This is a genomic window from Streptomyces sp. ML-6 (assembly GCF_030116705.1).
In the GTDB taxonomy this organism is placed as follows: Bacteria; Actinomycetota; Actinomycetes; order Streptomycetales; family Streptomycetaceae; genus Streptomyces.
Genome location: NZ_JAOTIK010000001.1, coordinates 6856903 through 6879544, shown reverse-complemented (window position 1 = coordinate 6879544; position 22642 = coordinate 6856903). Strand labels below are relative to the sequence as shown.

The following is a 22642-nucleotide window of genomic DNA, read 5'->3' as shown; positions in this document are numbered from 1 at the left end:
AAGGAAACCGGGGAATCCCTTGAACAGCAGCAAGCACACGGAGCTGGCGAACCACGCCTGGTCCGTCGCCGACCTCCTGCGCGGCGATTACAAGCAGTCGGACTACGGAAAGGTCATTCTTCCGTTCACGGTGCTGCGCCGCCTGGAGTGCGTCCTGGAGCCGACGCGCGAGAAGGTCTCGGAGACAGCAGCCCGTTTCAAGGGCCAGGAGATCGACACGGATCACTTCCTGCGCCGGGCGTCGGGCCACTCGTTCTACAACAAGAGCGACCTGACCCTGAAGAAGATCGTCGGCGACCCGCAGAACGCGGCGGTGAACCTTCAGCGGTATGTCGGTTCCTTCTCGGAGAACGCCCGCGAGGTCCTGGAGAAGTACGAGTTCAGTCAGCAGGTCAGGAAGCTCGACGGCGCGAACCTGCTCTACAAGGTCATCGGCAAGTTCACCGACCTGGACCTGCGCCCCGCGGTCGTGCCCAACCACAACATGGGCTACATCTTCGAGGAGCTGATCCGCCGCTTCTCCGAGCAGTCCAACGAGACCGCGGGGGAGCACTTCACCCCGCGCGAAGTCATCAAGCTGATGGTCAACCTGCTGATCGCCCCGGACGGCGACGCGCTCAGCCTGCCGGGAGTCGTACGCACGGTCATGGACCCGGCCTGCGGCACGGGCGGCATGCTCAGCGCGGCCGAGGAACACATCAAGGCCCTGAACCCGGACGCCACGGTGGAGGTGTACGGCCAGGAGCTCAACCCGGAATCCTGGGCGATCTGCCGGTCCGACCTGATGATCAAGGGGCAGGACCCGGAGAACATCGCCTCCGGCAACTCCTTCTCCGACGACGGCCACGCACGGGAGAAGTTCGACTACCTCCTGGCGAACCCGCCGTTCGGTGTGGAGTGGAAGAAGGTCAAGGAGGACGTCGAGTACGAGCACAAGAACCTCGGCGACTCCGGCCGCTTCGGCGCGGGCCTCCCCCGCATCAACGACGGCTCGCTCCTCTTCCTCCAGCACATGATCTCGAAGATGAAGCCGGTGGACGCGAACGGCGGGGGCGGCTCGCGCATCGCGATCGTCTTCAACGGCTCGCCGCTGTTCACGGGCGCGGCCGGCTCGGGCGAGTCGGAGATCCGCCGCTGGATCCTGGAGAACGACTGGCTGGAGGCGATCGTCGCCCTGCCGGACCAGCTCTTCTACAACACCGGCATCTCGACCTACTTCTGGATCCTGACCAACCGCAAGGACGCCCAGCACAAGGGCAAAGTCATGCTGCTGGACGCGCGCGACCAGTGGGTGAAGATGCGAAAGTCGCTCGGCGACAAGCGCAAGGAACTCGGCGACGGAACGGGCAGCAAGCCCAACCACATCGCCGACATCACCCGCCTGTACGGGGACGCGATGACGGCTGCGGCAGACGCGGAACACCCGCTGCACGGCAAGGTGAAGGTCTTCGACAACTCGGCGTTCGGCTACCAGCGCATCACGGTGGAACGCCCGCTGAAGCTGCGGTTCGAGCTGACGGACGAGACGCTGGCGGCGCTGCTCGCGTCGAAGCCGGTGCAGAAGTGGGCGGAGGATCAATTCCTGCCGCGTGAGCCGGAGTTGGCAGCGAAGGCGAAGGCCCGGCGGAAGCTGACGGAGGAGGAAGAGGCGCAGTTCCGGAAGCTGGCGGAGGCCGAGACGCAGGTACTCGGGGACGCCTTGAGCCCGCTGCTGGGCTCGAAGTGGGCAACCAAGTCCGAGGCTCAAGTGGCGGTGCGGAACGCGATGGCGGAGGCCGGCGTGCAGGGCCCGACTGGGGCACCGTTCACGAAGGCGTTGCGGGATGCGGTGGGGGTGCGGGACCCGGAGGGGGAGGTCCAGACCGTCAAGGGCGGCCAGTCGGAGCCGGACGGCGAACTGCGGGACTACGAGAACGTGCCGCTGGGCGAGGACGTCGAAGAGTACTTGAAGCGGGAGGTGCACCCGCACGTGCCGGATGCGTGGATCGACCACACGAAGACGAAGGTGGGCTACGAGATCCCGTTCACGCGGCACTTTTATGTGTACGAGCCGCCACGGCCGTTGGCGGAGATCGATGCGGAGCTGAAGGCGCTTGAGGCGGAAATTCAGGCGCTGCTGGGGGAGATGACTGAATGAGCGGCGGACTGTTTACCACCATGCCGTCAGCGTGGGGCACCACGCGTCTGGACCATGTGGCCACGGTGCATGCCCGCATCGGCTGGAAGGCTCTTACTGCTGCCGAATACCAGCTGGCCGGCTACCCTTTTCTTGCCACACCCAACATCAAGACCCCGAAGATCGATTTCGAGAATGTCAATTACATCTCGAAGTTCAGATTCGACGAATCTCCCGAACTCAAGCTGCAAAACGGGGACGTCCTTCTGGCGAAGGACGGGAGCACGTTGGGAATCGTGAACGTCGTGACTGACCTCCAGCAGGAGGCCACAGTCAACGGGTCAATCGCCGTTCTTCGCGCGTTCGGCATAGATCCTCGTTTTCTCCGCTTCGTAATCGCGAGCAGCGTGATCCAGGGGCATATCGGTTCCGTGAAGGACGGAATGGGCGTCCCGCACCTTTTCCAAAGGGACATCAAGCGCTTCCAACTCCCCTTGCCGCCGATTGAGGAGCAGCGCCGCATCGCCGACTTCCTCGACGCCGAGACCGCCCGCATCGACCGCCTTATCTCGAAACGCAGGGCACAGTCACAGGCCCTGTCCGAGCAGGGCACCAGTCACCTGTCAAACACCTACCAAGGACTTTCAGGACAATATGGCGTCATTCGACTGCGACACATGCTGATGCGCATCGAGCAGGGTTGGTCTCCACAGTGCGAGGATCGAACCGTTGAAGGTGATGAATGGGGCATCGTCAAGGCGGGTTGCGTAAACTCAGGAAACTTCGATCCCCGCCAACACAAGGCCCTGCCAACGGGAATCCAGCCACGCCGCGAATACACCTTGCGCTCTGGCGACTTGCTCATGTCTCGCGCCAGCGGATCGTCCGACCTGATCGGGAGCGTAGGAATTGTTCAAAATCTGGATAATAATCTCCTCCTCTGCGACAAGGTATATCGCATAAAACTAGACCGAACTCTCGGAAATCCTGAGTTCGTGGCTCACATGCTCCGAAGCCATCGGGTGCGAGAGCACATCAAGAATGGAATTTCGGGCGCGGAAGGCATGGCGAACAACCTTCCGACTGCCGTTGTCAAAGACTGCGTAGTCCCTAAGGTCCCTGTGGAGAAACAGATGTCCGTAGTTGCTTCTCTCGACCGGAGTGCAGCAAAAACCAAACAAGCCCGCAGGCTCCTCAGCCGCTCCGTGGACGGCCTCGCCGAACGCCGCCAAGCCCTCATCACCGCCGCCGTAACCGGCCAGTTCGATGTCTCCACCGCCAGCGGTCGTAACGTAACGGACGGAGTCCACCCGTGAGCCCCATCCACAGCGAGTCCGCCTTCGGGGACGCCATCGTCGTCGCGATGACCGAGCGCGGTTGGCGTGAGGCGCAGCCCGAGGACTACCAGGCCGATCTCGGGCTGGACACCAACGAGCTGTTCACTTTCCTCGGCGAGACGCAGATCGACGAGTGGAACGAACTGCTCGCCGTCTACGGCAAAGACGTCAACGCCGCCCAGCGCGGCTTCGCCCGGCGCCTCGACAAGGCGATCAGCGAGGAAGGGCTGCTCAACGTCCTCCGCAACGGCGTCAAGGACCAGGGTGTCCGCCTCCGCGTGGCCTACTTCAAGCCGAATCTGGTCGCCGACGACTCCGTCCTCGACGGCTACCGCGCCAACCGCCTCACCGTCGTGCGTGAACTCGCCTACGCGACCAAGCAGGCCGACTGGAACAACCGGCTCGACCTGACCCTGTTCCTCAACGGAATCCCGGTCGCCACCGCCGAGTTGAAGAACCCGCTCACCCGGCAGGGCGTCGAAGACGCCAAGGAGCAGTACCGCACCGACCGCGACCCGACTGAGCTGATCTTCACCCGCCGCGTCGTCGCGAACTTCGCCGTGGACCCGGATCTCGTCTTCGTGGCGACGCAGCTCCGGGGCAAGAACACCCGCTTCCTTCCCTTCAACACCGGTTCCAACGGCGCCGGTCAGCCCGGCGGTGCGGGCAACCCCGCCCCGACCGCGTACGGCACGTACGCCACCTCCTACCTGTGGGAACAGGTCTGGGCGCGGGACAACTGGCTCGACCTGCTCCAGCGCTACGTGCACCAGCAAAAAACCAAGACGCCCGGTGGTGGCACCACCAAGTCGACGATCTTCCCGCGCTTCCACCAGTGGGACGTGGTCAAGAAGCTCACTGCCCACGCCGCAACCCACGGCGTCGGCCAGAACTATCTCGTCATGGCCTCCGCCGGCTCCGGCAAGTCCAACACCATCGGCTGGCTCGCCCACCGCCTCAGCGATCTGCACGCGGACACCGACCCGCGCGTACTCGACCCGGAAGCCGTGGAGAAGGGCCGCCTCAAGCCGGGCGCGCCCGTCTTCGACAAGGTCATCGTCATCACCGACCACCGCAACCTGGACGCCCAACTCCGGGAAACCGTCGGCAGCTTCTCGCAGACCGAGGGCCTGGTCGTGAAGGTCAACGAGAGGGACGGGGCGAAGAGCGAGCAACTGGCCCAGGCCCTGTCGCGCGACGCGGGAAAGATCATCACAGTCACCCTGCACTCGTTCCCGGCGCTCATCGACTACATTCAGCGCAACCCGACCGAGATCAAGGGCACCAACTTCGCGATCGTCGTGGACGAGGCGCACTCCTCGCAGTCCGGTGGTGCGGCCACGGACGTGCGGGCCGTGCTCCGTGACCTCGGCCTGGACTCCGACTCGGAGGATCAGGGCACGACCACCGTCACTGTCGACGAGAAGCTGAGGAAGAAGGCCACCGAGCGCTCGCAGGCCGCCAACCTCTCCTACTTCGCCTTCACCGCCACCCCGAAGGCCAAGACGCTCGAACTCTTCGGCACGGAACACACCGTGGACGGCAAGGCCGTCTACCGCCCCTTCCACACCTACTCCATGCGCCAGGCCATCGAGGAGGGCTTCATCCTCGACCCGCTGCGGAACTACGTCACGTACAACACGTACTGGAAGCTGGTGAACCAGAATCCGGACGAACGCGAGGTGGACCCGTCCAAGGCCAACAGCCTGCTCGCCCGGTACGCGCTGACCCACGAACACACCGTCTCGCAGCACGCCACGGTGATCGTCGAGCACTTCCTCGCACACTCCCGCGGCCGACTCGGCGGGCGAGCCAAGTCCATGGTGGTGACGGCCTCACGGGAGTCCGCCGTGCAGATGGCGCGGGCGATCAAGAGCTACATCAAGGACCAGGAGTACGACACCAAGTACCCGGATCTGGGCGTCCTGGTCGCGTTCTCCGGCTCGCTCACCATCGACGACAAGGAGACGACCGAGCCGAAGGAGAACGGGGGGATCGCCGAGAGCGCGCTGCCGAAGGCGTTCGCGTACACCCGTGCCGACGACAAGGCGGTTGCGGCCGGTGGGCGCGGGCAGCAGGAGTACAAGATCCTGGTGGTCGCGGAGAAGTACCAGACCGGCTTCGACCAGCCGCTCCTGACGACCATGTACGTTAACAAGACGCTGACCGGCATCGCCGCCGTACAGACACTCTCCCGTCTCAACCGCACCGCAGATCGCAAGTCCCAGGCCGACCTCGCGGTCCTGGACTTCACCAACGACGCCCAGGACATACAGGACGCCTTCCGCCCGTACTTCGAGGAGGCGACGACCCTCCCCTCCGACCCGAACCTGCTCTACACCGCGCAGAGTCGTGTCATGTCGGCGCCGATCATCTCCGAGACGGAAATGGACGAGTTCGCCGCCGCGTACTTCGCCGCAAAGGAGAAGGCGGCCGGTTCGCAGGCCAAGTGGGAGAAGCTGCACGCCGAGTTGTACCGGTTGCTGTCCCCCGCCGTCGCCCGGTTCACGCCGCTCCTTGAGAGCGATGAGGACGACGACGTGGAGACCGCCGAGGACTTCCGCGCCAACCTGAACGACTACGTGCGCAAATACGGGTTCCTCGCGCAGATCGTGCCCTACCAGGACGCGGAGCTGGAACGGCTGCACCTCTACGGGCGCTACCTCCTCAACCGACTTCCGCGCCGTGCCGACGGTGGCGTCGACATAGGCGAGATCGACCTCAGCCATCTGCGGGTGGAGAAGACCGGCGAGCACGACAAGTCGCTCACCTCCGAAGGCCCGGCAGAGCTCAAGGGGTTCGGAGAGGGTGCGGGTGGCGCCGCGGAAGCCGAGAAGTCGTTGTTGTCGGAGCTGATCGAGAAGTTCAACGCCAAGTTCGGCACCGACTTCACCGAGCAGGACGTCATCCAGCCCTTCAACGAGGCCAAGGCCGACAAGAAGGTCCGGCTGGCAGCGGTCGCCAACGACGAGGACAACTTCGGCAAGGTCTTCGACAAGGTCTTCGCCGACAAGATGGCCGACCACATCGACACCATCGCCGGCATGGGACGGCAGTACTTCGGCCCCGACAAGGGATTCAAGTCCAGCCTCGACCGCAGCGCACGCCGCGCGGCCTGGCGGATGATCCGCCGCGAGGAGGGCGTGGACGAGTAGCCCCGCCACACATGGGAGGGTCCCGCCGTTACGCCCCGGAGGCGAACGGCGAGACCCTCCTCGCGTTGTGTACCTCAGCCGACGACGAAGCCGACGAATCCGGCCCACGTGCCCGGACCGACGGTCAGCATGGGGCCGCTGAGCTGCTTCGAGTCACGAATGTGCACATGCGTGGCGGCGGCAGCAACCTCCACGCAGTCGCCACCCTCTGCCCCGCTGTAGCTGCTCTTGCGCCAGGCAACCTCCACGCACTCGCCGCCATCGCCAGTGCTGTAACTGCTCTTGAACCAAGCCAGCTCCCGCATAGCAGGAGTATCGGGGGTGTTCATAGATCTCCCAGCAACTTCTCGATGAATCCCAGAGTCTCTCGCGGAGTGAGAGCCTGACTCCGGATGATCCCATAGCGCGCTGCGGCCAGTCGTGTCTCGTCCCGATCAGTCAGCAGGCTGCTGCGCCCCTGGACCTCCATGTACACGAACTGTTCCCCGCCTTTGCAGGTGATCACGGTGTACGGGCCGTCCACACCCGCGTTGTCCTCTCGGTCGAGCGGCATCACTTGGATCTCTACGTTGCGGTTCCGGCCGAGCAAAAGGAGTTGTTCAAGCTGCCCTCGTAGAACGTCCCTGCCTCCGAGCGGCCTTCGCAGAACTGACTCCTCCATCACAAAGCTCAGGAGAGGAGCAGGCCAGCGGTTGAAGATCTCTTGCCGCGCCAGGCGTGCGGCCACTCGCAGTTCGATGGTTTCCTCGTCCAGCAGCGGGCGACGCATGGCAAGCACCGCACGCATGTACTCCTCCGTCTGCAACAGGCCCTTGACCATATGCGTGTCGTACGCACACAGCTCCACGGCCTTCTTCTCCAGCTGCGCCGCGTCCCGGAAGAACGGCGGGTACTGTGCCCGCGCCACCTCCTCTTTCAACGCGATCAACAAGCCCCCAGCGTCCAGCACCGCGTCCGCCTTGTCGATGAGCTCAGGCTGCGGAATCCGCCGTCCCTGCTCGAACGATGCGATGGACTGCGCCGCGTAACCCACCTGTTTACCGAACTCCGTCCGGTCCAGCCCCGCCCGCAGGCGTAACAGCTTCAACTGCTGCCCGAACGCGATCAACACCCCGGACCCCAGTTCGTCCGGCCGCTTCCCGGGCTCCGAACCTGAACCCGCGCCCGCTTCCACGTCGCCCCGCGTCACCGTCATCGCCACCGCCTGTCCCACGTACGTACAAGCCGGACGCACGCCACGTACAGCCAGCCCGCGACGGCGCGTCACCTCTGGTCACGCTACGCCACCGAACGGCACCGTGGAGCCATGACCAGCAATTCGCCACTCCCCGTGCGCCCCCTTCGCACCAACCAACCCCGGTTCCCTCGGCACCACTTCTCGATGCGCTTCAGCTCCACGCCGCGCGGTGCCCGTCTCGCCCGGCGCCTGGCCGGTGAGCGGCTCGACGCGTGGGGCGTCCCGTACGGCAGCGACACGCACGACACGGTGACGCTGGTCGTCGCCGAGCTGAGCGCCAACGCCGTACGTCACGGCCGGGTGCCCGGCCGTGACTTCCGGCTCCGCCTCTCCACCGAGGGCACGGCCATTCGCGTCGAGGTCACCGACACCCGAGGCGAACGCCTCCCCACCCCCGCCGAACCGGCATCGGGCGACCAGGAAGACGGCCGCGGCCTGCTCCTGGTGGCCGCGCTCGCGGACCACTGGGGCTGGTACCCCTGTGCGGACGGCCCCGGCAAGACGGTCTGGGCCGTGTTGGGAGCGGGAATGCCATAGGTCCGGCCGGCAGCTGATCGCCTTACAGTCCCTGACATTCCCTGCCCCTGCCGCACCCGCTTCGGGTGGTCCGCCTCGGTCTTCGTCGCGTCATGCACGGGGCGTACGCCCATGAAGGGTGATGACGTCCGTGGCGTCCCAGATTTCGGTATTGCGATGGGTGACCGCGATGATCGTGCCGGGCAGTTGCCGCAGCATGTGCACGATGCGTTGTTCCGTCGCCGTGTCGAGCGCCGATGTTGCTTCGTCGAGGATGAGGATCGGTGCGTTCTTCAGGAGTGCGCGGGCAAGGGCGACGCGTTGGCGTTCCCCACCCGAGAGTGCGTTTCCGCGATGTCCGACATGCTGGTGGATGCCGTGCGGAGACCGGGCGACGACGGTGTCCAGGTGTGCCTTCCGGGCGGCTTCGACGACGTCGTCGTCGGTGGCCGCAGGGTTGCCGAGGCGGATGTTCTCCGCGAGGGTGCCGTCGAACACGATCGGCTCTTGAGGCACGTAGGCGAGGTGCGCGGCGAGGTCCTCGTGGCACAGGTCCGTCAGGGCGGCTCCGCCCAGTGTCACGCGCCCCTCCTCGGGGTCGTCGAAGCGCATGAGCATGTTGAGCAGGGTGCTCTTGCCGCTGCCGGTCGGACCGGTGATGAGCACCCGTGCCCCTTCGGGGACGAGGGCAGAGACGTCGCGGAGCACGGGCAGATACGAGATGTTCGCGAGTTCCAGTTCGTGGCCGTTCCGCGGGGCGCTCCGCGATGGTTCCGCGAGAGCGGGTGGGGCGGCCACGGTGCGGTACTGCTGGACCGTGGTGCGCAGGTCGTTCACCGTGAGGCCGGTGAGCGCGAGTGCGTCCAGCGGTGCCGCGGCCCGTCCGGTCAGGATGACGAGTGCGAGCGCCGATGCGGGGTCGTCGATCCCCGTGACCGCGAGGAGCACGACGATACCGGCGAGCGGAAGGACGCCGGCCAGGCCGGAGACGAGGGTCGCTGGTGCGGAGGCGTTGTTCGTGCGCGCGAGTGCGGCTTCCTGAGCCTGCCAGCTCGCCGTGAGGCGTGCGACGGCTTGATCGGGGCCCGCGGCCGTCCGCAGCAGTTCGAGATGATCGATGAACTCCAGCGACGCCGCGGCGGCGGCCTGTTCGGCGTCGCCCCGGCCGGCGTCCGCGCGGGCCAGGGCCCGCTGGGCGGCGCTCTGCGCGACGAAGGCGACCGCCAGGAGCGCACCCACGAACAGCATCGCGGACGGCCCGCCGACGATCCCGATGCCGGCGAGCAGCAGCAAGGGGATCAGTGGCGAGAGGATGAACGTCTGCAGCTGATGGGCGGGCACGCTCATCAGCGTCGGGATCGCGCGTCCGGCGACGGTCCCGATCAGTGCGCGGTTGGCCTCCGTGAACCAGGAGAGTTTGGCTCGCGCGAACGCGGTGCCGAGCGCGTCGTAGAGGTCGCCCGCGAGCCGAGCCCCGGTGAGGTATCCGCCGCGTGAGACCAGCACGGTGATCGCGACGGCCGCCCCCGCTGCGCCGAGCACCGGTCCGGGCGGCTGTCCGTTCGCGATCGCCCATGCGAGTGCCGTGTACGCGGCCGCTTCTGCGACGGCGACGAGCACCCATCCGAAGGAGATCAGGAGCAGTCGGCGCTTTGCCGTGACAGGAAGCGCCTGGGGAGCGGGCGTGGTCATCGTATGGCTCCGGTCGTCGTGAGGTGCCCGTCGGCGAGCGTGAGCTGTTCATCCGCGGTCGCGGCGAGTTGGAGGTCGTGCGTGACGATGATCAGCGTCTTGCCCTCGTCGGCGAGAAGACGCAGTTCCGCCATGAGCCGGGTGGCCGTTTGCTCGTCGAGTGCGCTGGTCGGTTCGTCCAGGAGGATCACGGGCGCGTCGGTGAGGAAGGCCCGCGCCAGTCCGACGCGCTGTCTCTCGCCGCCGGAGAGGTTCGTCGTCTCCATCTCGGGCGGGATGCCGAGCTGGGCCCGCCGGAGTCCCTCGGCCAGGTTCCGGTCGTCGGAGTCCGGGGCGGAGAGGCGGAGGGTGTCGCGGACCGTCCCGGGCAGCACGTCCCCGCCTTGCGGGACGAGGAGGACCGGTCCGGATGACGAGCGGACATGTGACCGTGCGGCCGGAGCGGGCGGGAGGACGATGTCCCCCGCCGTGGCTGATTCGAGTCCGGCGATGACGCGAAGAAGCGTTGTCTTGCCGCTTCCGCTGGGTCCGGTGACAGCCGTGATCGTCGACGGATCGAACGCATGGGTCACGTCGTGGACGAGGATGCGTTCCGCGCTCCCGACCGTGAGGCCGGCCAGGGTTGTTCCCGTGGAGCTCACCCCTTCGCCGGGTCGACGTGAGGAGGGCGTGACGAGGGGTTCCTGGAACACCTCGGCGATGCGGTCCGCGGCGGCGCGGCCCGCGCGGACATAGTCGAGCCCGTGGCCGAGGCGCAGCGCCGGGGTGACGACGGCCAGGCCGAACAGCAGCATCGCGGCGAGCGTTCCGGCATCGTGCTGGTAGCCGACGGCGTAGGCGATCGCATAGGTCGCGGCAGCCTGGAGCAATGCTCCCGCGACGGCGGCGAGCGTCGCGACGCGTCCCACCCAGCGGACCATTCCCGTGGTGAAGCGGCGGGTTGCCGCCGCGTAGGCGGCTGCGGCCCCGCCCTGGGCTCCGTAGGTGCGGCAGACGCGGATTCCGCGGGCGTAGTCGTCGACCGCCGTGGCGATGTCGCTCATCACCCGGGCGCTCTCGGCTCCGTGGCGTGCGGAGGTCCGTGGGACGACGATCAGGTAGTAGCAGGCGGCGAGCAGCCCCGGGACGAGCGCGAGCAGCGCGGCCGGCCCCGCGACGGCGAGGAGGACGAGCACGCTCGCCACGGGCACGACCGCGAGCGTCGCGCTCTCGGCCGGCAGGTGAGCGACCGCGTGATGCAGGGCCGCGATGTCGTCGGAGACAAGGCGGCGTAGCGCGTCACCGCCGCGCCTGGCCAGAGCGCTCATCGGCATCCGGGCCAGGTGTCCCGCCACTTCGCGTCGCAGACGTTCCGCGAAACGCGCTTCGCCGCGGTGCGCCGTCCACGAGGACACGGCCGAGAGGAGGCCGCTGGTGAGCCATGCCGCACAGGCCCACACCGCATACGCGGGCGTCGGGTCGGTGAGGAGACGCGTCGTGGACCAGAGCGCGCCGAGACCGCAGAGCCCGGCCACCGCTGCGGCGAACGAGGCGACGCCGAGCAACGGGAGGCTGGGGTGCAGCGCACGCGCAAGGGGCGAACGGCCGACCGACGGCGAGTGGGATGCGTGTTCAGGCGTCATCGGCGTTCTCCTGCCGGGTGGTGCGGTCGCGTCCGATCGGAACGACCTGGGGTGTGCCGGCGACGGGATCGGCGACGACGAGGCACCGCAGCCCGAAGACGTCCTCGACCAGGTCCGCGGTGACGATCTGGGAGGGCGGGCCCTCGGCGACGACGGCGCCGTCCTTCATGGCGATCATGTGCGTCGCGTAGCGCGCCGCCTGGTTGAGATCGTGGAGCACCGCGACGAGGGTTCGGCCGGCCAGGTGCAGGTCGGTGAACAGTTCGAGCAGCTCGATCTGGTGGGTCAGGTCGAGGAAGGTTGTCGGCTCGTCGAGGAGGAGGATGTCCGTCTGCTGGGCGAGCGCCATCGCCACCCAGACCCGCTGGCGTTGCCCGCCGGAGAGCTCGTCGACCGGACGCGCGGACAGATCCGCGACGCCGGTCGCGGCCATCGCTTCCGCGACGATCTGCTCGTCCGCGCCGGTCCATTGGCGGATGAGCCTCTGGTACGGGTGGCGTCCGCGGGCGACGAGGTCGGCGACGCGGATGCCGTCGGGGGCGAGCGAGGACTGCGGGAGGAGCCCGAGTCGTCGCGCGACCTCTTTGGCCTTGTAGGCGTGGATGTCCTGGCCGTCGAGAACGATCTGCCCGTTCGCGGGCCGTAGGAGCCGGGAGAGTCCGCGCAGCAGCGTGGACTTCCCGCACGCGTTCGGGCCGACGACGACAGTGAATGATCCATCGGGGATCGCCACGGACAGCCGGGTGTTGACGGGACGTCTGTCGTAGCCGATCGTCGCGTTCTCGGCGCGGAGCCGAGAACGGTTCGATGTGTTCACGCGTGCTCCGGTGTCGGGATGGGTCATGTGTTTCGTCTCGTTTCGCGGATCAGCAGCCAAATCAGGTAGAGCCCGCCCAGGCAGACGGTGATCAGACCGACAGGCACGGACCGGTACGCTTGCGCGATCGCCAGTGACGACGCGTGAGCGAGGGCGAGGAGCGCGGCCCCCATGAAGGCGGCGGAGGCGACCGGCACCCCCGGGGTGCGGGTCAGGCGGCGTGCGAGCTGCGGCGCGGAGAGGGCGACGAATCCGATCGGTCCGGCCGCGGCGGTGACCAATGCGGTCGTGGCGACGCCCGTGATCAAGAGCACCGGGCGGGCGCGGGCGGCGCTGACCCCTTGCGCGAGCGCTGCGTCGTCGCCCAGCTCCAACTGCCTTAGCGCCGGGGCGAAGAGGGTGGCGCATCCGAGGATGAGCGCCCCGCCGATCAGGGAGGGGACGAGCGCGGCCCATCCCACGCGGCTCAGTGAGCCCGCTCCCCAGAAGCCGACACTCATGGCGTCGTCGATGTCGGCACGGGTGATGAGGTAGGAGTTGATCGATCCCAGCATGGCCGAGACGGCGATGCCGACGATGATCAGCCGGAACCCCTGGATACCCCGCCGATACGCGAGCAGGTAGACCGCGCCCGCGGTGAGAAGACCTCCCGCGATCGCTGCCGCGGCCACCGACCAGTGGTGGTGTGAGCCGAGGAGCAGGATCGTGATGACGACTCCCGTATAGGAGCCGGCATCGAAACCGATCACGTCAGGTGACCCGAGGGGGTTGCGGGTCAGGGACTGGAAGATCGCCCCGCCGATGCCCAGCAGCGCGCCGAACAGCACGGCGCCGATCGCCATCGGCAGACGCCATTCGATCACGACCAGTCGGTGGAAGTCGTCGCCCTGCCCGGCGATGGCCCGTACGACCTGGAGGGGGGTGAGCGGATAGTCGCCGAAGCCGAGGGACAGCACCGCGACGCCGATGGCGGCTGCCGCGAGGACCGCGTTGACCGCAAGGGTTCGGATGCTGAAGCGCGTCGCGACGAGGCCGCCGATGCGGAGGTTGACATGCCGGTAGCCGAAATCGATCGGTTCGGACCGAGTTGCGGAGCGGTTCACAGTCCGGCCGCCTTCCTGCGGCGCACGAGTGCGATGAGTACGGGGGCGCCGATCAGGGCCGTCAGCACGCCTGCTTCGATCTCCCCGGGGCGGGCGACGAGACGCCCGATGACATCGGCGGCGAGGACGAGGATCGGCGAGGCCAAGGCGGTGTAGGCGATGATCCAGCGCTGATCCGGTCCGGTGAACCAGCGCACGACGTGCGGGACCATCAGCCCGATGAACGCGATTCCTCCGGTGAGCGACGTGGCCCCACCGGCGAGCAGCGTGACCGCGGCGATCCCGGCGACGCGCGTGCGGATGACGCTCGCGCCGAGCGATGCGGCCTGATCGTCGCCCAGGGCGACGGCGTTCAACGCGCCGCCCAGGCAGAACGCGATCACCAGCCCGACGACGATGAACGGGAGCACGGAGAGCACGTCGGGAACCGAGGTACGGGCGATCGATCCGAGGCCCCAGTTCTTGAAGGCCCGGAAGGTCTCTTCGTCCATGAGCATCAGGAACGTCGAGAACGCTGTGAGCACCGCGGCCAGGGCCACACCGGCGAGCACGAGGGTGACCGGTGAGGCGGAACCCCGCCCGGAGGAGCCGATGGCGTACACGACCGCTGTCGCGACGACCGCGCCGAGGAAGGAGAACCACACGTACCCGGTGATGCCCGACACCCCGAACAGGCCCACGCCGATCGTGATGGCGAACCCCGCCCCCGCGTTCACGCCCAGGATTCCCGGGTCGGCGAGCGGGTTCCGGGTGATCGCCTGGATCAGTGCTCCCGCGACTCCGAAAGCGAGGCCCGAGACGATGCCGACGAAGGTGCGAGGCATGCGCAGCGTCCATACGATCGAGGCCGCCTCGGACCCGTCGGGACGGAACACGTTCTGCCATACGTCCCGGAGCGGGACCGGATTCGCTCCGAAGCTCACGCTCAGTGCCAGCACGCAGGCGAGCACGAACGTCAGCGCCACCAGTCCGAGCAGCCGCCGGGCTTGCGGGAGTTGTTCCGTGCGTCTCTCCTCCAGCGGGCGAGGTCGCGACGCGTCCGTGGTCATGGTTCTCCTCGATCAGGCGTGTGCGGGGCGCGGCAATGCTCACGCCCCGCACATGTGGGGTGTCAGAGGGCGTCGGCGATGAGCGGAACGAGATGTTCGGCTGCCCACTTGTTCCCGATCGGCCCGCCGCTGCTGATCGCCCACAGCAGGTCCCCGCCGTCATCGGTCTTCGGTGACAGCTGCACGAAGTGCCCGGAGGACACGGCGCCGAGGTTCTTGAACAGGCCGCGACCGGTCAGCTCCCGCATCTCCGCCTCGCTCGCGGCCGCGCTCCGCCCGAGCAGCAGCACGTCGGCGTCGGTCTTCGAGAGCAGTTCGTCGCTCACCGAGGCATCCTGCGCGAACTGCCGTGCGTTCGGGTTCTTCGCGAAGCCGAGCTCACCCAGGAATGTCTCCGGTGCGGAATCGGGCCGCGACAGGTACTGGAGCCCGTTGGCCGTACCGTAGTAGATCGCCCATGTCGCCGTGAGCCCTTCGAACTCCGGGTGCTTCTTGCGCACCGTCGCGAAGTACCTCTTGTTGTCGTCGACGACGCCCTTCGCGGCGTCGGCGAGGTCGAGCGCTTCTCCGAGCACACGGATCGAGTCCTGCCACGGGAGGAGCAGCTGCGAGGAGGGGTCCGGGCTGGTCACGACCGGGGCGATGGTAGCCAGCCGGTCGTAGTAGTCGGCGAGCTTCACTCCGCCGAGGCCGTTCGTCCACCCGACGGCGACAATGAGGTCCGGGTGGCTCGCGGCGATCGCTTCCACCGGCACCTCTTCACCCATCACGAACTCATATGTCTCGATGTCGCCCGCGCCGTGCTCGTCGAGGTACCCGCCCTCGCTGACGAGACTGGAGCTGAGCACGGGCTTCACACCGAGCGAAAGAAGCAGTTCCGTGTCGATCGCGTTCGGCACGACCGCCGCGATCCGTTCAGGACGCTTCTTCAGCACGGTCTTGCCGAAGGGCGATTCCAAGGTCAGCGGGTAGGAGGTGTGCCCCTCGGCGGCCGGCAGCAGGCTCGCCCCGTCGCCGGCCGTCGACGTCTTCTGGGGTGGTGCCGTGGACGAGCATCCGGTCAGTGCGAGAGCGGCGGCCAGTGCTGCGCCGATCAGGCCTGTGATGCCGCGGCGTCGTGTGATGTTCATGAGTGCCGTTCTTGTGTTTCTCGGGGGTAGGGGCGAACAGGGCTGCCCGGACGACCGGCGAGGAGGCGCCGGAGCGTGCGGCGGGGCCGGTGGCCGTCCGCCGGTGCCGGATGTCAGGGCTGGTGGGAGTGGACGCCGTCCGCGGGCTCGCGTTTCCAGTAGCCCGTGAAGTCGATGGCGGACTTGGGCATGTGACGATCGCGGACGAGGTGCCGACGGATCTCCTGAACCGCCGACTGCTCACCGGCCAGCCACGCGAACCATTCCTCTTTCGCCCAGTCCATCGTGCGAATGGCCTCCAGCAGCCCACCGGGGTGCGAGGGAGCGGACGGGTTCCGGGGGAGCCAGGTGACGTCGACCCCGGCAGGACCGCACAGTTCCTGCGCGTGCGATGTGTGCTCGACGTCGATGAACACGCGCCCGCGAGTATCGGCGGGAAGCTCTTCCAGCAGACGCGCGATCGCGGGAATCGCCGTGTCGTCGCCCGCGATCAGCAGCCGGTCCGCACCGATCGGGATCTCTTGCGTCTTGGCAGGACCGGCGATATGCATCCGATCCCCCGGAGCCACTGCACGAGCCCAGTTCGATGCGACCCCGTCACTGTGGAGAACGATGTCGACATCCAGTTCACGTCCGCGCGGGTCGTAGCGGCGCACCGTGTAGGCCCGAGCGATGGGCCGACGCCCCTCCGCGAACGTCACACGTCCGTCCTCGACGAGGGGGAGGACGGGCTCGCTCTCACCCGGATACGGGAACAGCAGCCGGATGTCGTCATCGAAACCCGGCGACGTGAACGGCGGCCACTTCGTCCCATCCGCAGAGGTGAACGTCCCCAGCTGGTCACCGGTCAGGGTCACACGCCGCATTCCTGCCGTGACGTCGACGATCCGGGCGACGACCAGTTCGCGCAGGGCCACGGGGAACATGGTCAGCGGGCGCGCGGGGACAGACACGGAAGAACTCCTCGAAGAGCGGGACACGGCCGGGGGAACGGGGCGTCAGGTCGCCACAGCGGCCACACAAGTAAGGCTAGCCTTACTATTCGCGCGATTGTTATCCTGATGCGCATGATTCATGGACTGGCAGAACGTGAATGACGTGGTCGCGCACCATCAGCTCCCGATCGAGCCGACCTTGGAGATCCCGGCTGCACGGGCGACCTCACCCGGAAACGCGCGCGAGCCGTCCCTGCTCTGGATGCACACGGGCGCCGCCCGCGTACAGACGGCAACGGAACAGCACCGCCTCACGGCCGGCCAGGGCATCTGGATGCCCGCCGGCGTCCCCTACGAGGTCGACGTCGAGGCCGGTTCCCTCGCCGTTCCGATCTTCCCGGCCGCGGGTTCCCGGTCGACCGTGATCGACCGCCCTCTCCGCGTCGACTTCCCGGGCAGCTGGTCGGACTGGCTCATCCATCAGTTCGCCCGAAGCCTCGGCTACCTGCGCGGTGCCGCGGACGACAGCGGCCTGCTCGACCTCGTTGCCAACGCACACCCCGCAGACCCGGCGCACGACGACCGCGGTCCGCTGCCTGCCCCACCGCTGCCCACATCGCCCGAGGCCCTCACCATCGCGCGGACGCTGCTCCAGGATCCGAGCCATGGCGCGGGAATCGGTGAACTGGCGCAGTCGGCCGGCATCAGCGTCCGCACGCTGCAGCAGCAGTTCCGGAACGAGACGGGGCTGCCCTTCGCCCGGTGGCGCACCGCCGCGCGGGTCGCCGCAGCGGCGAGCTACCTCAACCTCGGCCACGACATCGGCTGGGCCGGGAGACAGGTCGGGTTCTCGACCCCTGCGGGATTCACGAAGGCATTCCACGCGCACGCCGGAGTCACACCCAGCGAGTACAAGGGACAGCACCGCGACGAACCGACCGGGGCCCGGCCGTCCCCGAGCCCTCTCGAAGCACAGATCGACGCCCACATGCACAGAGCAGCGGGCGGAGAGGCGATCGCGAAGCCGCCGTCGATACCGGCGTCGCGGACCTGGAACCGGATCAACGACTTCCATGTGCTCGTCTGGGCCTGCCGCGGGACTGCGCAGCTCGTCATCGGAGGCCGGAAGCACCGGCTACGGCGAGGCGATGCCGCCTGGCTCCCGGCGGGAGTGCCCAACAGCATCACGCTCCCGCGCGGTGCGCTCCTGCTGCCGCTCGGCTCCCGTCCGGGGTCTTCGGCAGCCCTGCCGGCAGACGTCCTCATCCAGAGCCTTCCCCCGCAGGCCGAGGCCCGCCTCTTGCACACGGTCGTCGCCAACTACAGCTTCATCCGCCCCGAGGGGCACGACCCCAACGACGTCACACGACGTTTTCTCGAACTCTTCTCCGCGCCGCGTCTCCTCACAGCCGCCGGCGGATCAGGCGTCTCCGCCGTCAGCCGGATCGTCGAGGAGATCCGACGCGAACCCGCGAGCCGACGCACGCTGGTCCAGTGGGGCGCGGAACTCTGCGTGGACGCCAGGACGCTCGGTCACGACTTCATCGACGCCACCGGTCAGACCTATGTGCAGTGGCGAGCCCAGCTCCGTATGACCCTCGCCCGCCAATACCTCGAAGAACGCATGACGGTCAGCCAAGCCGCACGGAAACTGGGCTACACGGACGCCTCCGCCCTCACACGTGTGTTCACACGCGCCCACGGGATGTCACCACGCGAGTACCAACGGAACGGCTGGCAGCACACCGACGAAGAACTCATCCTCCGTTAGGGCTTGCCGGGAAACAAGTCCTTAGAGGCGGATGGAGGTCGGTGGCACTCGGACTTTCCACGTAGCGATGCCGGACCAGATGCTGAATGGAGCGGAGCAGGCGGCCGAAGCTCTGCTCGGCGGCGGGACCGGGGCGCGACTCGGCCGCGTCGGTGCCATCGCTTCCCGCGGTTCGGCCGGATGGCACCGGCGGCCTGAATACACCCCTCCGCCCCCGAATCCAGCCCGTGCACGCACCGCCGCTGGACTGAAGATCGCCCCACCAGGGACACTTGCCCTCCACCATGCCGAAAGCCGGTCCAGCAGCACACACCGGTCAGCACACGCACACACGGGGGCAATGTGCCGCAACAGCAGCCGATCGCGGGCCGGTACGAGCTTCTGGAGCCGCTCGACAACGGCGGCATGGGGGATGTGTGGCGCGGCTACGACGCCGTGCTCGACCGGCCCGTCGCCGTGAAGCTGATCCGGCAGCAGGCCGTCAACGGCTCGCCGCAGCTCGCGGAAGAGTTCGCCAAGCGCTTCCGCCGTGAGGCCCGCATCACCGCGCGGATCCAGCACCCCGGTGTGCCCCAGGTGTACGACGCGGTGCTCGACGAGACGTATGAGCGGCTGTTCCTGGTCATGGAGCTGGTGGACGGGGTGTCGCTGTCCGCGTACATCCATCCGGATCGGCTGCTTCCGGTCAGTTGGGCGGTGGCGGTGGCGGCGCAGGTCGCCACCGTGCTGTCGTACGCGCACGAGGTGCCGGTCATCCACCGCGACCTCAAGCCCGGCAACATCCTGGTCGCCCGTGACGGGACGGTGAAGGTCCTCGACTTCGGGATCGCGGCGATCCTGCGGACCGATGTCACCAAGCTGACCGCGACCGGTACCCCCATCGGCACCTACCAGTACATGGCTCCCGAGCAGGTGCGCGGTGGGCGGACCACTCCGCAGGCCGATCTGTACGCGCTGGGCTGTGTGCTGCACGAACTGCTCAGCGGGCGGCTGCTGTTCACGGCGGACAGCGAGTACATGGTGATGCACCAGCACGTGAACGCCGCTCCCACCCCGCTGCGCGGACTACGTCCCGAAGTACCGCAGGAGTTGGAGGAGCTGGTCCTGCATCTGCTGCTCAAGGCGCCCGAGGCCCGGCCCGCCGATGTGCAGGAGGTGTACGAGCGGCTGCGGCCGTTCCTGCCGCCGCCCGGCCGGATGCCCGCGGCCGGCGAAGCCGGACCGGCGGGGGTGCCCGACCCGACCGGGCTCTTCCGCAACCCGTACGCGCCCCGCGCCCGCGCGGGTGCGGGCAGGTCCGCGCGGGTGGCCGCCGATCCGGCTGCCGGACAGGCCGCGCCCGTTCCCGTACCCGTACCCGCGCAGTTGCGTGCGGAGATCGACGAGGCGTACGCACACTCCGACGCCCTCCTGGACGAGGAACGGTTCGCGCAGGCCGCCGAGGTGCTGGGAGAGATCATCGAGCCGGCCGCCCGCGCACTCGGCGCGGAGAGCCGGAAGGTCCTGGAGCTGCGGACCCGTCGGGCCGCGATCCAGCTGCTCGGCGGGGACTACCGGGCCGCGCTGCCCGAGTTCGACGCGTTGGCGGACGCGTACGCGCGCACCGACGGCCCCACCGGCGAGCCGGCCCGCGCCTGCCGCGCCCAGGCCGCGCGGTGCCGTGCCGAACTGGGCCGGGTCACCGACGCGCTCGCCGCGCTGCGCGGCCTCCTCGACGTCGTACGGACCGTTGACGGCGATCTCAGCGAGGAAGCCGTCGAACTGCGCCGCGACATCGGGATGCTGCTCCTCGCCCAAGGGCAGGCGGTCGAGGCCCATCGGATTCTTCGACCGCTGCACGACGACCTGTGCCTGGTCTTCGGGCCTGGTGACGAGATGACCGCAGAGGTAGGCGAGGCGCTGGCGCTGATCGGTCTCGATCTCGACGGTCCGGCCGGCTGACCCCGTCTCCCCCGTCTCCCCTCGTTCCGTCCGCTTTCCCGGAGAGTTCGCCCCATGCCCCACCTCGCGTTCGACATCGGTTTCTGTGCCCAGCTCGGCAAGCTTCGGGGCAGTGTCAAGCAGGGGGTGTTCGACGCGTGGGAGAAGTTCGAACGCCTCACCCTGGACCAGTTGTTCAAGGATCCCGGGCTGAAGCTGGAGAGCCTGAAGCGGGCCCGTGATCCTCATATCCGGACCATCCGGATCGACCAGGGGACGCGGGGTGTCGTCCTCGCCCCCGACAGCGGCGACACCTACGTACTGCTGCGCGTGATGCCGCACGACAAGGCGATCGACTGGGCCGTCAAGCAGAAGGCCAGCATCAACACCGTGACCCGGGCCGTCGAGATCCGCGACATCGCGATGCTCGACGAGCTCACACCCGTGTACGAGAGCATCGCGCCCGCTCCCGACCGGCGGCTGTTCGCGAAGGTGTCCGACGGGGACCTGACGGCGCTCGGCATCGACGAAACCACCCTGCGCCAGGCCCGCGCCCTCACCGACCTCGAACAGTTGGAGGTCTTCGCGCCGTACTTCCCGCAGGACCAGCGCGAAGTCCTCGAATACCTCGCGGCAGGTTTCACCGTGGAGGAGGTGTGGCGGGACGTGGTGTCCGTCGGTCTCTCCGCCGCACCCGCCGACACCACGCCCGTGGACACCGGCGACTTCGCGACCGCCATCCACCGCACCAGGACCCGGATCGCACTTGTCACCGCGTCCGAGGAGCTGCGCGACATCCTCGACAAGCCCTTCGCGGCCTGGCGGGTCTTTCTGCACCCCTCCCAGCACAAGGTCGCCTACCGGGCCTCGTACTCCGGGCCGGCACAGGTCACCGGCGGCCCCGGGACGGGCAAGACAGTTGTCGCTCTGCATCGGGTGCGCCATCTGCTGGGGTATCTGCGTGATGGCGACCGCATTCTGCTGACCACGTACACCAACGCTCTGGTGGGTGCGCTGCGCAACGGGCTCGCCGCCCTGGTGGAGGACGAAGCGTTGCGGGACCGGGTGGACATCATGACGGTCGACGCGTTCGCGGGCCGCGTCGTGTCCACCTCGCGGCGGCCGCTCCGCGGCGGTGAGGAGGAGACGCGGTGGGCGCAGGCCGCGAAGGCCACCGGGTTCACCGGCACGGCGCAGTTCCTCGGACAGGAGTACAAGCACGTCGTCCTCGCACAGAACCTGCGGACCCTGGACGCGTACGAGAAATGCGAGCGGCGCGGACGCGGCAGCGGACTGCCCACGTCGGCCCGCGCGCTGGTGTGGCGCACGATCGAGGAGTTCACCGATCGGCTCGCCTCCGACGGGCTCCGCACCTATCTCGGCACGTGCGCGGAGGCAGCGGACCTGCTGGAGGCCGGTGGCGCGCGATACCGGCATGTGGTCGTCGACGAGGCGCAGGACCTGCACCCCGCGCAGTGGCGGCTGTTGCGTGCGGCGGCTCCGGCCCGTCCCGACGATCTCTTCATCGCGGGCGATCCCCATCAGCGTATCTACGACTCGAAGGTGTCGCTGAAGGCCGTCGGGATCAAGGTGGCCGGCCGATCGGCGAAGATGCGCAAGAACTACCGCTCCACGCACGAGATCCTCTCCTGGTCCACCGCCCTGCTCGTCGGCCGGCCCTTCGAGCAGTTGGCGGACGACTCGGCGAACGAGACCCTGCTGGGCTATCGCTCGGCTCTGCACGGCAAGGGGCCCGAGGCGTGCGGGGCGGATTCCGAGGAAGCCGAACTGGACGTACTCGTCGCACGCGTCCGGGGTTGGATCGACAGTGGGATCTCCCCGGGCGAGATCGGGGTGAGCGCCCGCTTCAACAAGAACTGCGACAAGGCGGTGCAGTTCCTCAGGGCCGCGGGGATTCCGGCTGCGCGCCTGCGGGGCGATGCGCCCTCCGACGCGGACGTCGTGCAGGTCGGCACGATGCACTCCTTCAAGGGGCTGGAGTTCCGGTGCGTCGCGGTCATCGGCGTGAATGACGGTGCGCTGCCGTACTCGCGTGCGGTGACCCCGGCCGATGTCGACCGGCTCCAGCACGAGTCGGATCTGTTGGCGGAACGCTGCCTGCTGTTCGTCGCGTGCACGCGGGCCCGGGACGGACTGCATGTGTCGTGGTCGGGCACACCGAGCAAGTTCCTGGTGGAGGCCGGGGTGGGCCGGACAGCATAGGCGGGCCGGGCAGGGCGGC

The 22642-nt window shown here is 68.0% G+C and carries 16 protein-coding genes; 7 read left to right on the top strand and 9 right to left on the bottom strand.

All coding sequences use genetic code 11. The annotated features are described in order from the left end of the window. Positions 1-19: 19 nt before the first annotated feature. From OCT49_RS30265 to OCT49_RS30255, 3 genes are read left to right on the top strand one after another with little or no spacing between them, the layout of a single operon-like run. The gene (locus OCT49_RS30265) at positions 20-2137 is read left to right on the top strand and encodes a type I restriction-modification system subunit M (protein ID WP_283854978.1); all 2118 of its coding nucleotides are present in this window, start codon (positions 20-22) and stop codon (positions 2135-2137) included. Continuing rightward, the gene (locus tag OCT49_RS30260) at positions 2134-3432 is read left to right on the top strand and encodes a restriction endonuclease subunit S (protein WP_283854977.1); all 1299 of its coding nucleotides are present in this window, start codon (positions 2134-2136) and stop codon (positions 3430-3432) included. Before OCT49_RS30265 ends, OCT49_RS30260 begins: the two co-directional genes overlap by 4 nt. Continuing rightward, a complete protein-coding gene (locus tag OCT49_RS30255) occupies positions 3429-6608 on the top strand; it encodes a type I restriction endonuclease subunit R (RefSeq protein WP_283854976.1) in 3180 nt (1059 codons plus the stop codon). Before OCT49_RS30260 ends, OCT49_RS30255 begins: the two co-directional genes overlap by 4 nt. 74 nt (positions 6609-6682) lie before the next feature. Here the strand turns inward: OCT49_RS30255 and OCT49_RS30250 are convergent, their stop codons facing one another. Continuing rightward, complete coding sequence (locus tag OCT49_RS30250) at positions 6683-6913, bottom strand: DUF397 domain-containing protein (protein WP_283854975.1); 231 nt, start codon at positions 6911-6913, stop codon at positions 6683-6685. A 20-nt stretch (positions 6914-6933) separates the two neighbouring features. Continuing rightward, a complete protein-coding gene (locus OCT49_RS30245) occupies positions 6934-7803 on the bottom strand; it encodes a helix-turn-helix domain-containing protein (protein WP_283855993.1) in 870 nt (289 codons plus the stop codon). Positions 7804-7914: 111 nt separating this feature from the next. Between OCT49_RS30245 and OCT49_RS30240 the strand changes: the two genes are divergently transcribed. Continuing rightward, complete coding sequence (locus tag OCT49_RS30240) at positions 7915-8382, top strand: ATP-binding protein (RefSeq protein WP_283854974.1); 468 nt, start codon at positions 7915-7917, stop codon at positions 8380-8382. 90 nt (positions 8383-8472) lie between these two features. Here OCT49_RS30240 and OCT49_RS30235 read toward each other — a convergent pair whose 3' ends face one another. From OCT49_RS30235 to OCT49_RS30205, 7 genes are all read right to left on the bottom strand, one after another. Then, positions 8473-10053, bottom strand: coding sequence for an ATP-binding cassette domain-containing protein (locus OCT49_RS30235; RefSeq protein ID WP_283854973.1), 1581 nt, complete (start codon positions 10051-10053; stop codon positions 8473-8475). Then, positions 10050-11675 (bottom strand): ATP-binding cassette domain-containing protein, encoded by a 1626-nt coding sequence (locus tag OCT49_RS30230; RefSeq protein ID WP_283854972.1) that lies wholly within the window; start codon positions 11673-11675, stop codon positions 10050-10052. Before OCT49_RS30230 ends, OCT49_RS30235 begins: the two co-directional genes overlap by 4 nt. Beyond that, complete coding sequence (locus OCT49_RS30225; RefSeq protein ID WP_502963432.1) at positions 11665-12519, bottom strand: ABC transporter ATP-binding protein; 855 nt, start codon at positions 12517-12519, stop codon at positions 11665-11667. Before OCT49_RS30225 ends, OCT49_RS30230 begins: the two co-directional genes overlap by 11 nt. Further along, the gene (locus tag OCT49_RS30220; protein WP_283854970.1) at positions 12516-13595 is read right to left on the bottom strand and encodes a FecCD family ABC transporter permease; all 1080 of its coding nucleotides are present in this window, start codon (positions 13593-13595) and stop codon (positions 12516-12518) included. Before OCT49_RS30220 ends, OCT49_RS30225 begins: the two co-directional genes overlap by 4 nt. Continuing rightward, complete coding sequence (locus tag OCT49_RS30215) at positions 13592-14644, bottom strand: FecCD family ABC transporter permease (RefSeq protein ID WP_283854969.1); 1053 nt, start codon at positions 14642-14644, stop codon at positions 13592-13594. The genes OCT49_RS30220 and OCT49_RS30215 overlap by 4 nt, the downstream gene beginning before the upstream one ends. Positions 14645-14706: 62 nt before the next feature. After that, a complete protein-coding gene (locus OCT49_RS30210) occupies positions 14707-15774 on the bottom strand; it encodes an ABC transporter substrate-binding protein (RefSeq protein WP_283854968.1) in 1068 nt (355 codons plus the stop codon). Positions 15775-15887: 113 nt separating this feature from the next. Further along, the gene (locus tag OCT49_RS30205; RefSeq protein ID WP_283855992.1) at positions 15888-16700 is read right to left on the bottom strand and encodes a siderophore-interacting protein; all 813 of its coding nucleotides are present in this window, start codon (positions 16698-16700) and stop codon (positions 15888-15890) included. Positions 16701-16848: 148 nt separating this feature from the next. On the opposite strand from OCT49_RS30205, the gene OCT49_RS30200 reads away from it, so the two are divergent. The 3 genes from OCT49_RS30200 to OCT49_RS30190 all read left to right on the top strand — a co-directional run bounded on the left by OCT49_RS30200 (position 16849) and on the right by OCT49_RS30190 (position 22623). Continuing rightward, on the top strand, positions 16849-18480 hold the full coding sequence (locus tag OCT49_RS30200) for a helix-turn-helix domain-containing protein (RefSeq protein ID WP_283854967.1): 1632 nt from the start codon (positions 16849-16851) through the stop codon (positions 18478-18480). Positions 18481-18822: 342 nt separating this feature from the next. Next, complete coding sequence (locus tag OCT49_RS30195) at positions 18823-20421, top strand: serine/threonine-protein kinase (RefSeq protein ID WP_283854966.1); 1599 nt, start codon at positions 18823-18825, stop codon at positions 20419-20421. Between the two features lie 54 nt (positions 20422-20475). Continuing rightward, positions 20476-22623: a UvrD-helicase domain-containing protein gene (locus OCT49_RS30190; protein ID WP_283854965.1), complete on the top strand. Its 2148-nt coding sequence runs from the start codon at positions 20476-20478 to the stop codon at positions 22621-22623. Positions 22624-22642 lie beyond the last annotated feature (19 nt).

Coding starts and splice junctions, on each gene's coding strand:
- OCT49_RS30260 (WP_283854977.1), top strand. CDS start 2,134: ATGAGCGGCGGACTGTTTACCACCATGCCGTCAGCGTGGGGCACCACG.
- OCT49_RS30250 (WP_283854975.1), bottom strand. CDS start 6,913: ATGCGGGAGCTGGCTTGGTTCAAGAGCAGTTACAGCACTGGCGATGGC.
- OCT49_RS30245 (WP_283855993.1), bottom strand. CDS start 7,803: ATGACGGTGACGCGGGGCGACGTGGAAGCGGGCGCGGGTTCAGGTTCG.
- OCT49_RS30240 (WP_283854974.1), top strand. CDS start 7,915: ATGACCAGCAATTCGCCACTCCCCGTGCGCCCCCTTCGCACCAACCAA.
- OCT49_RS30235 (WP_283854973.1), bottom strand. CDS start 10,053: ATGACCACGCCCGCTCCCCAGGCGCTTCCTGTCACGGCAAAGCGCCGA.
- OCT49_RS30230 (WP_283854972.1), bottom strand. CDS start 11,675: ATGACGCCTGAACACGCATCCCACTCGCCGTCGGTCGGCCGTTCGCCC.
- OCT49_RS30225 (WP_502963432.1), bottom strand. CDS start 12,519: ATGACCCATCCCGACACCGGAGCACGCGTGAACACATCGAACCGTTCT.
- OCT49_RS30215 (WP_283854969.1), bottom strand. CDS start 14,644: ATGACCACGGACGCGTCGCGACCTCGCCCGCTGGAGGAGAGACGCACG.
- OCT49_RS30210 (WP_283854968.1), bottom strand. CDS start 15,774: ATGAACATCACACGACGCCGCGGCATCACAGGCCTGATCGGCGCAGCA.
- OCT49_RS30205 (WP_283855992.1), bottom strand. CDS start 16,700: ATGTTCCCCGTGGCCCTGCGCGAACTGGTCGTCGCCCGGATCGTCGAC.
- OCT49_RS30200 (WP_283854967.1), top strand. CDS start 16,849: ATGGACTGGCAGAACGTGAATGACGTGGTCGCGCACCATCAGCTCCCG.
- OCT49_RS30190 (WP_283854965.1), top strand. CDS start 20,476: ATGCCCCACCTCGCGTTCGACATCGGTTTCTGTGCCCAGCTCGGCAAG.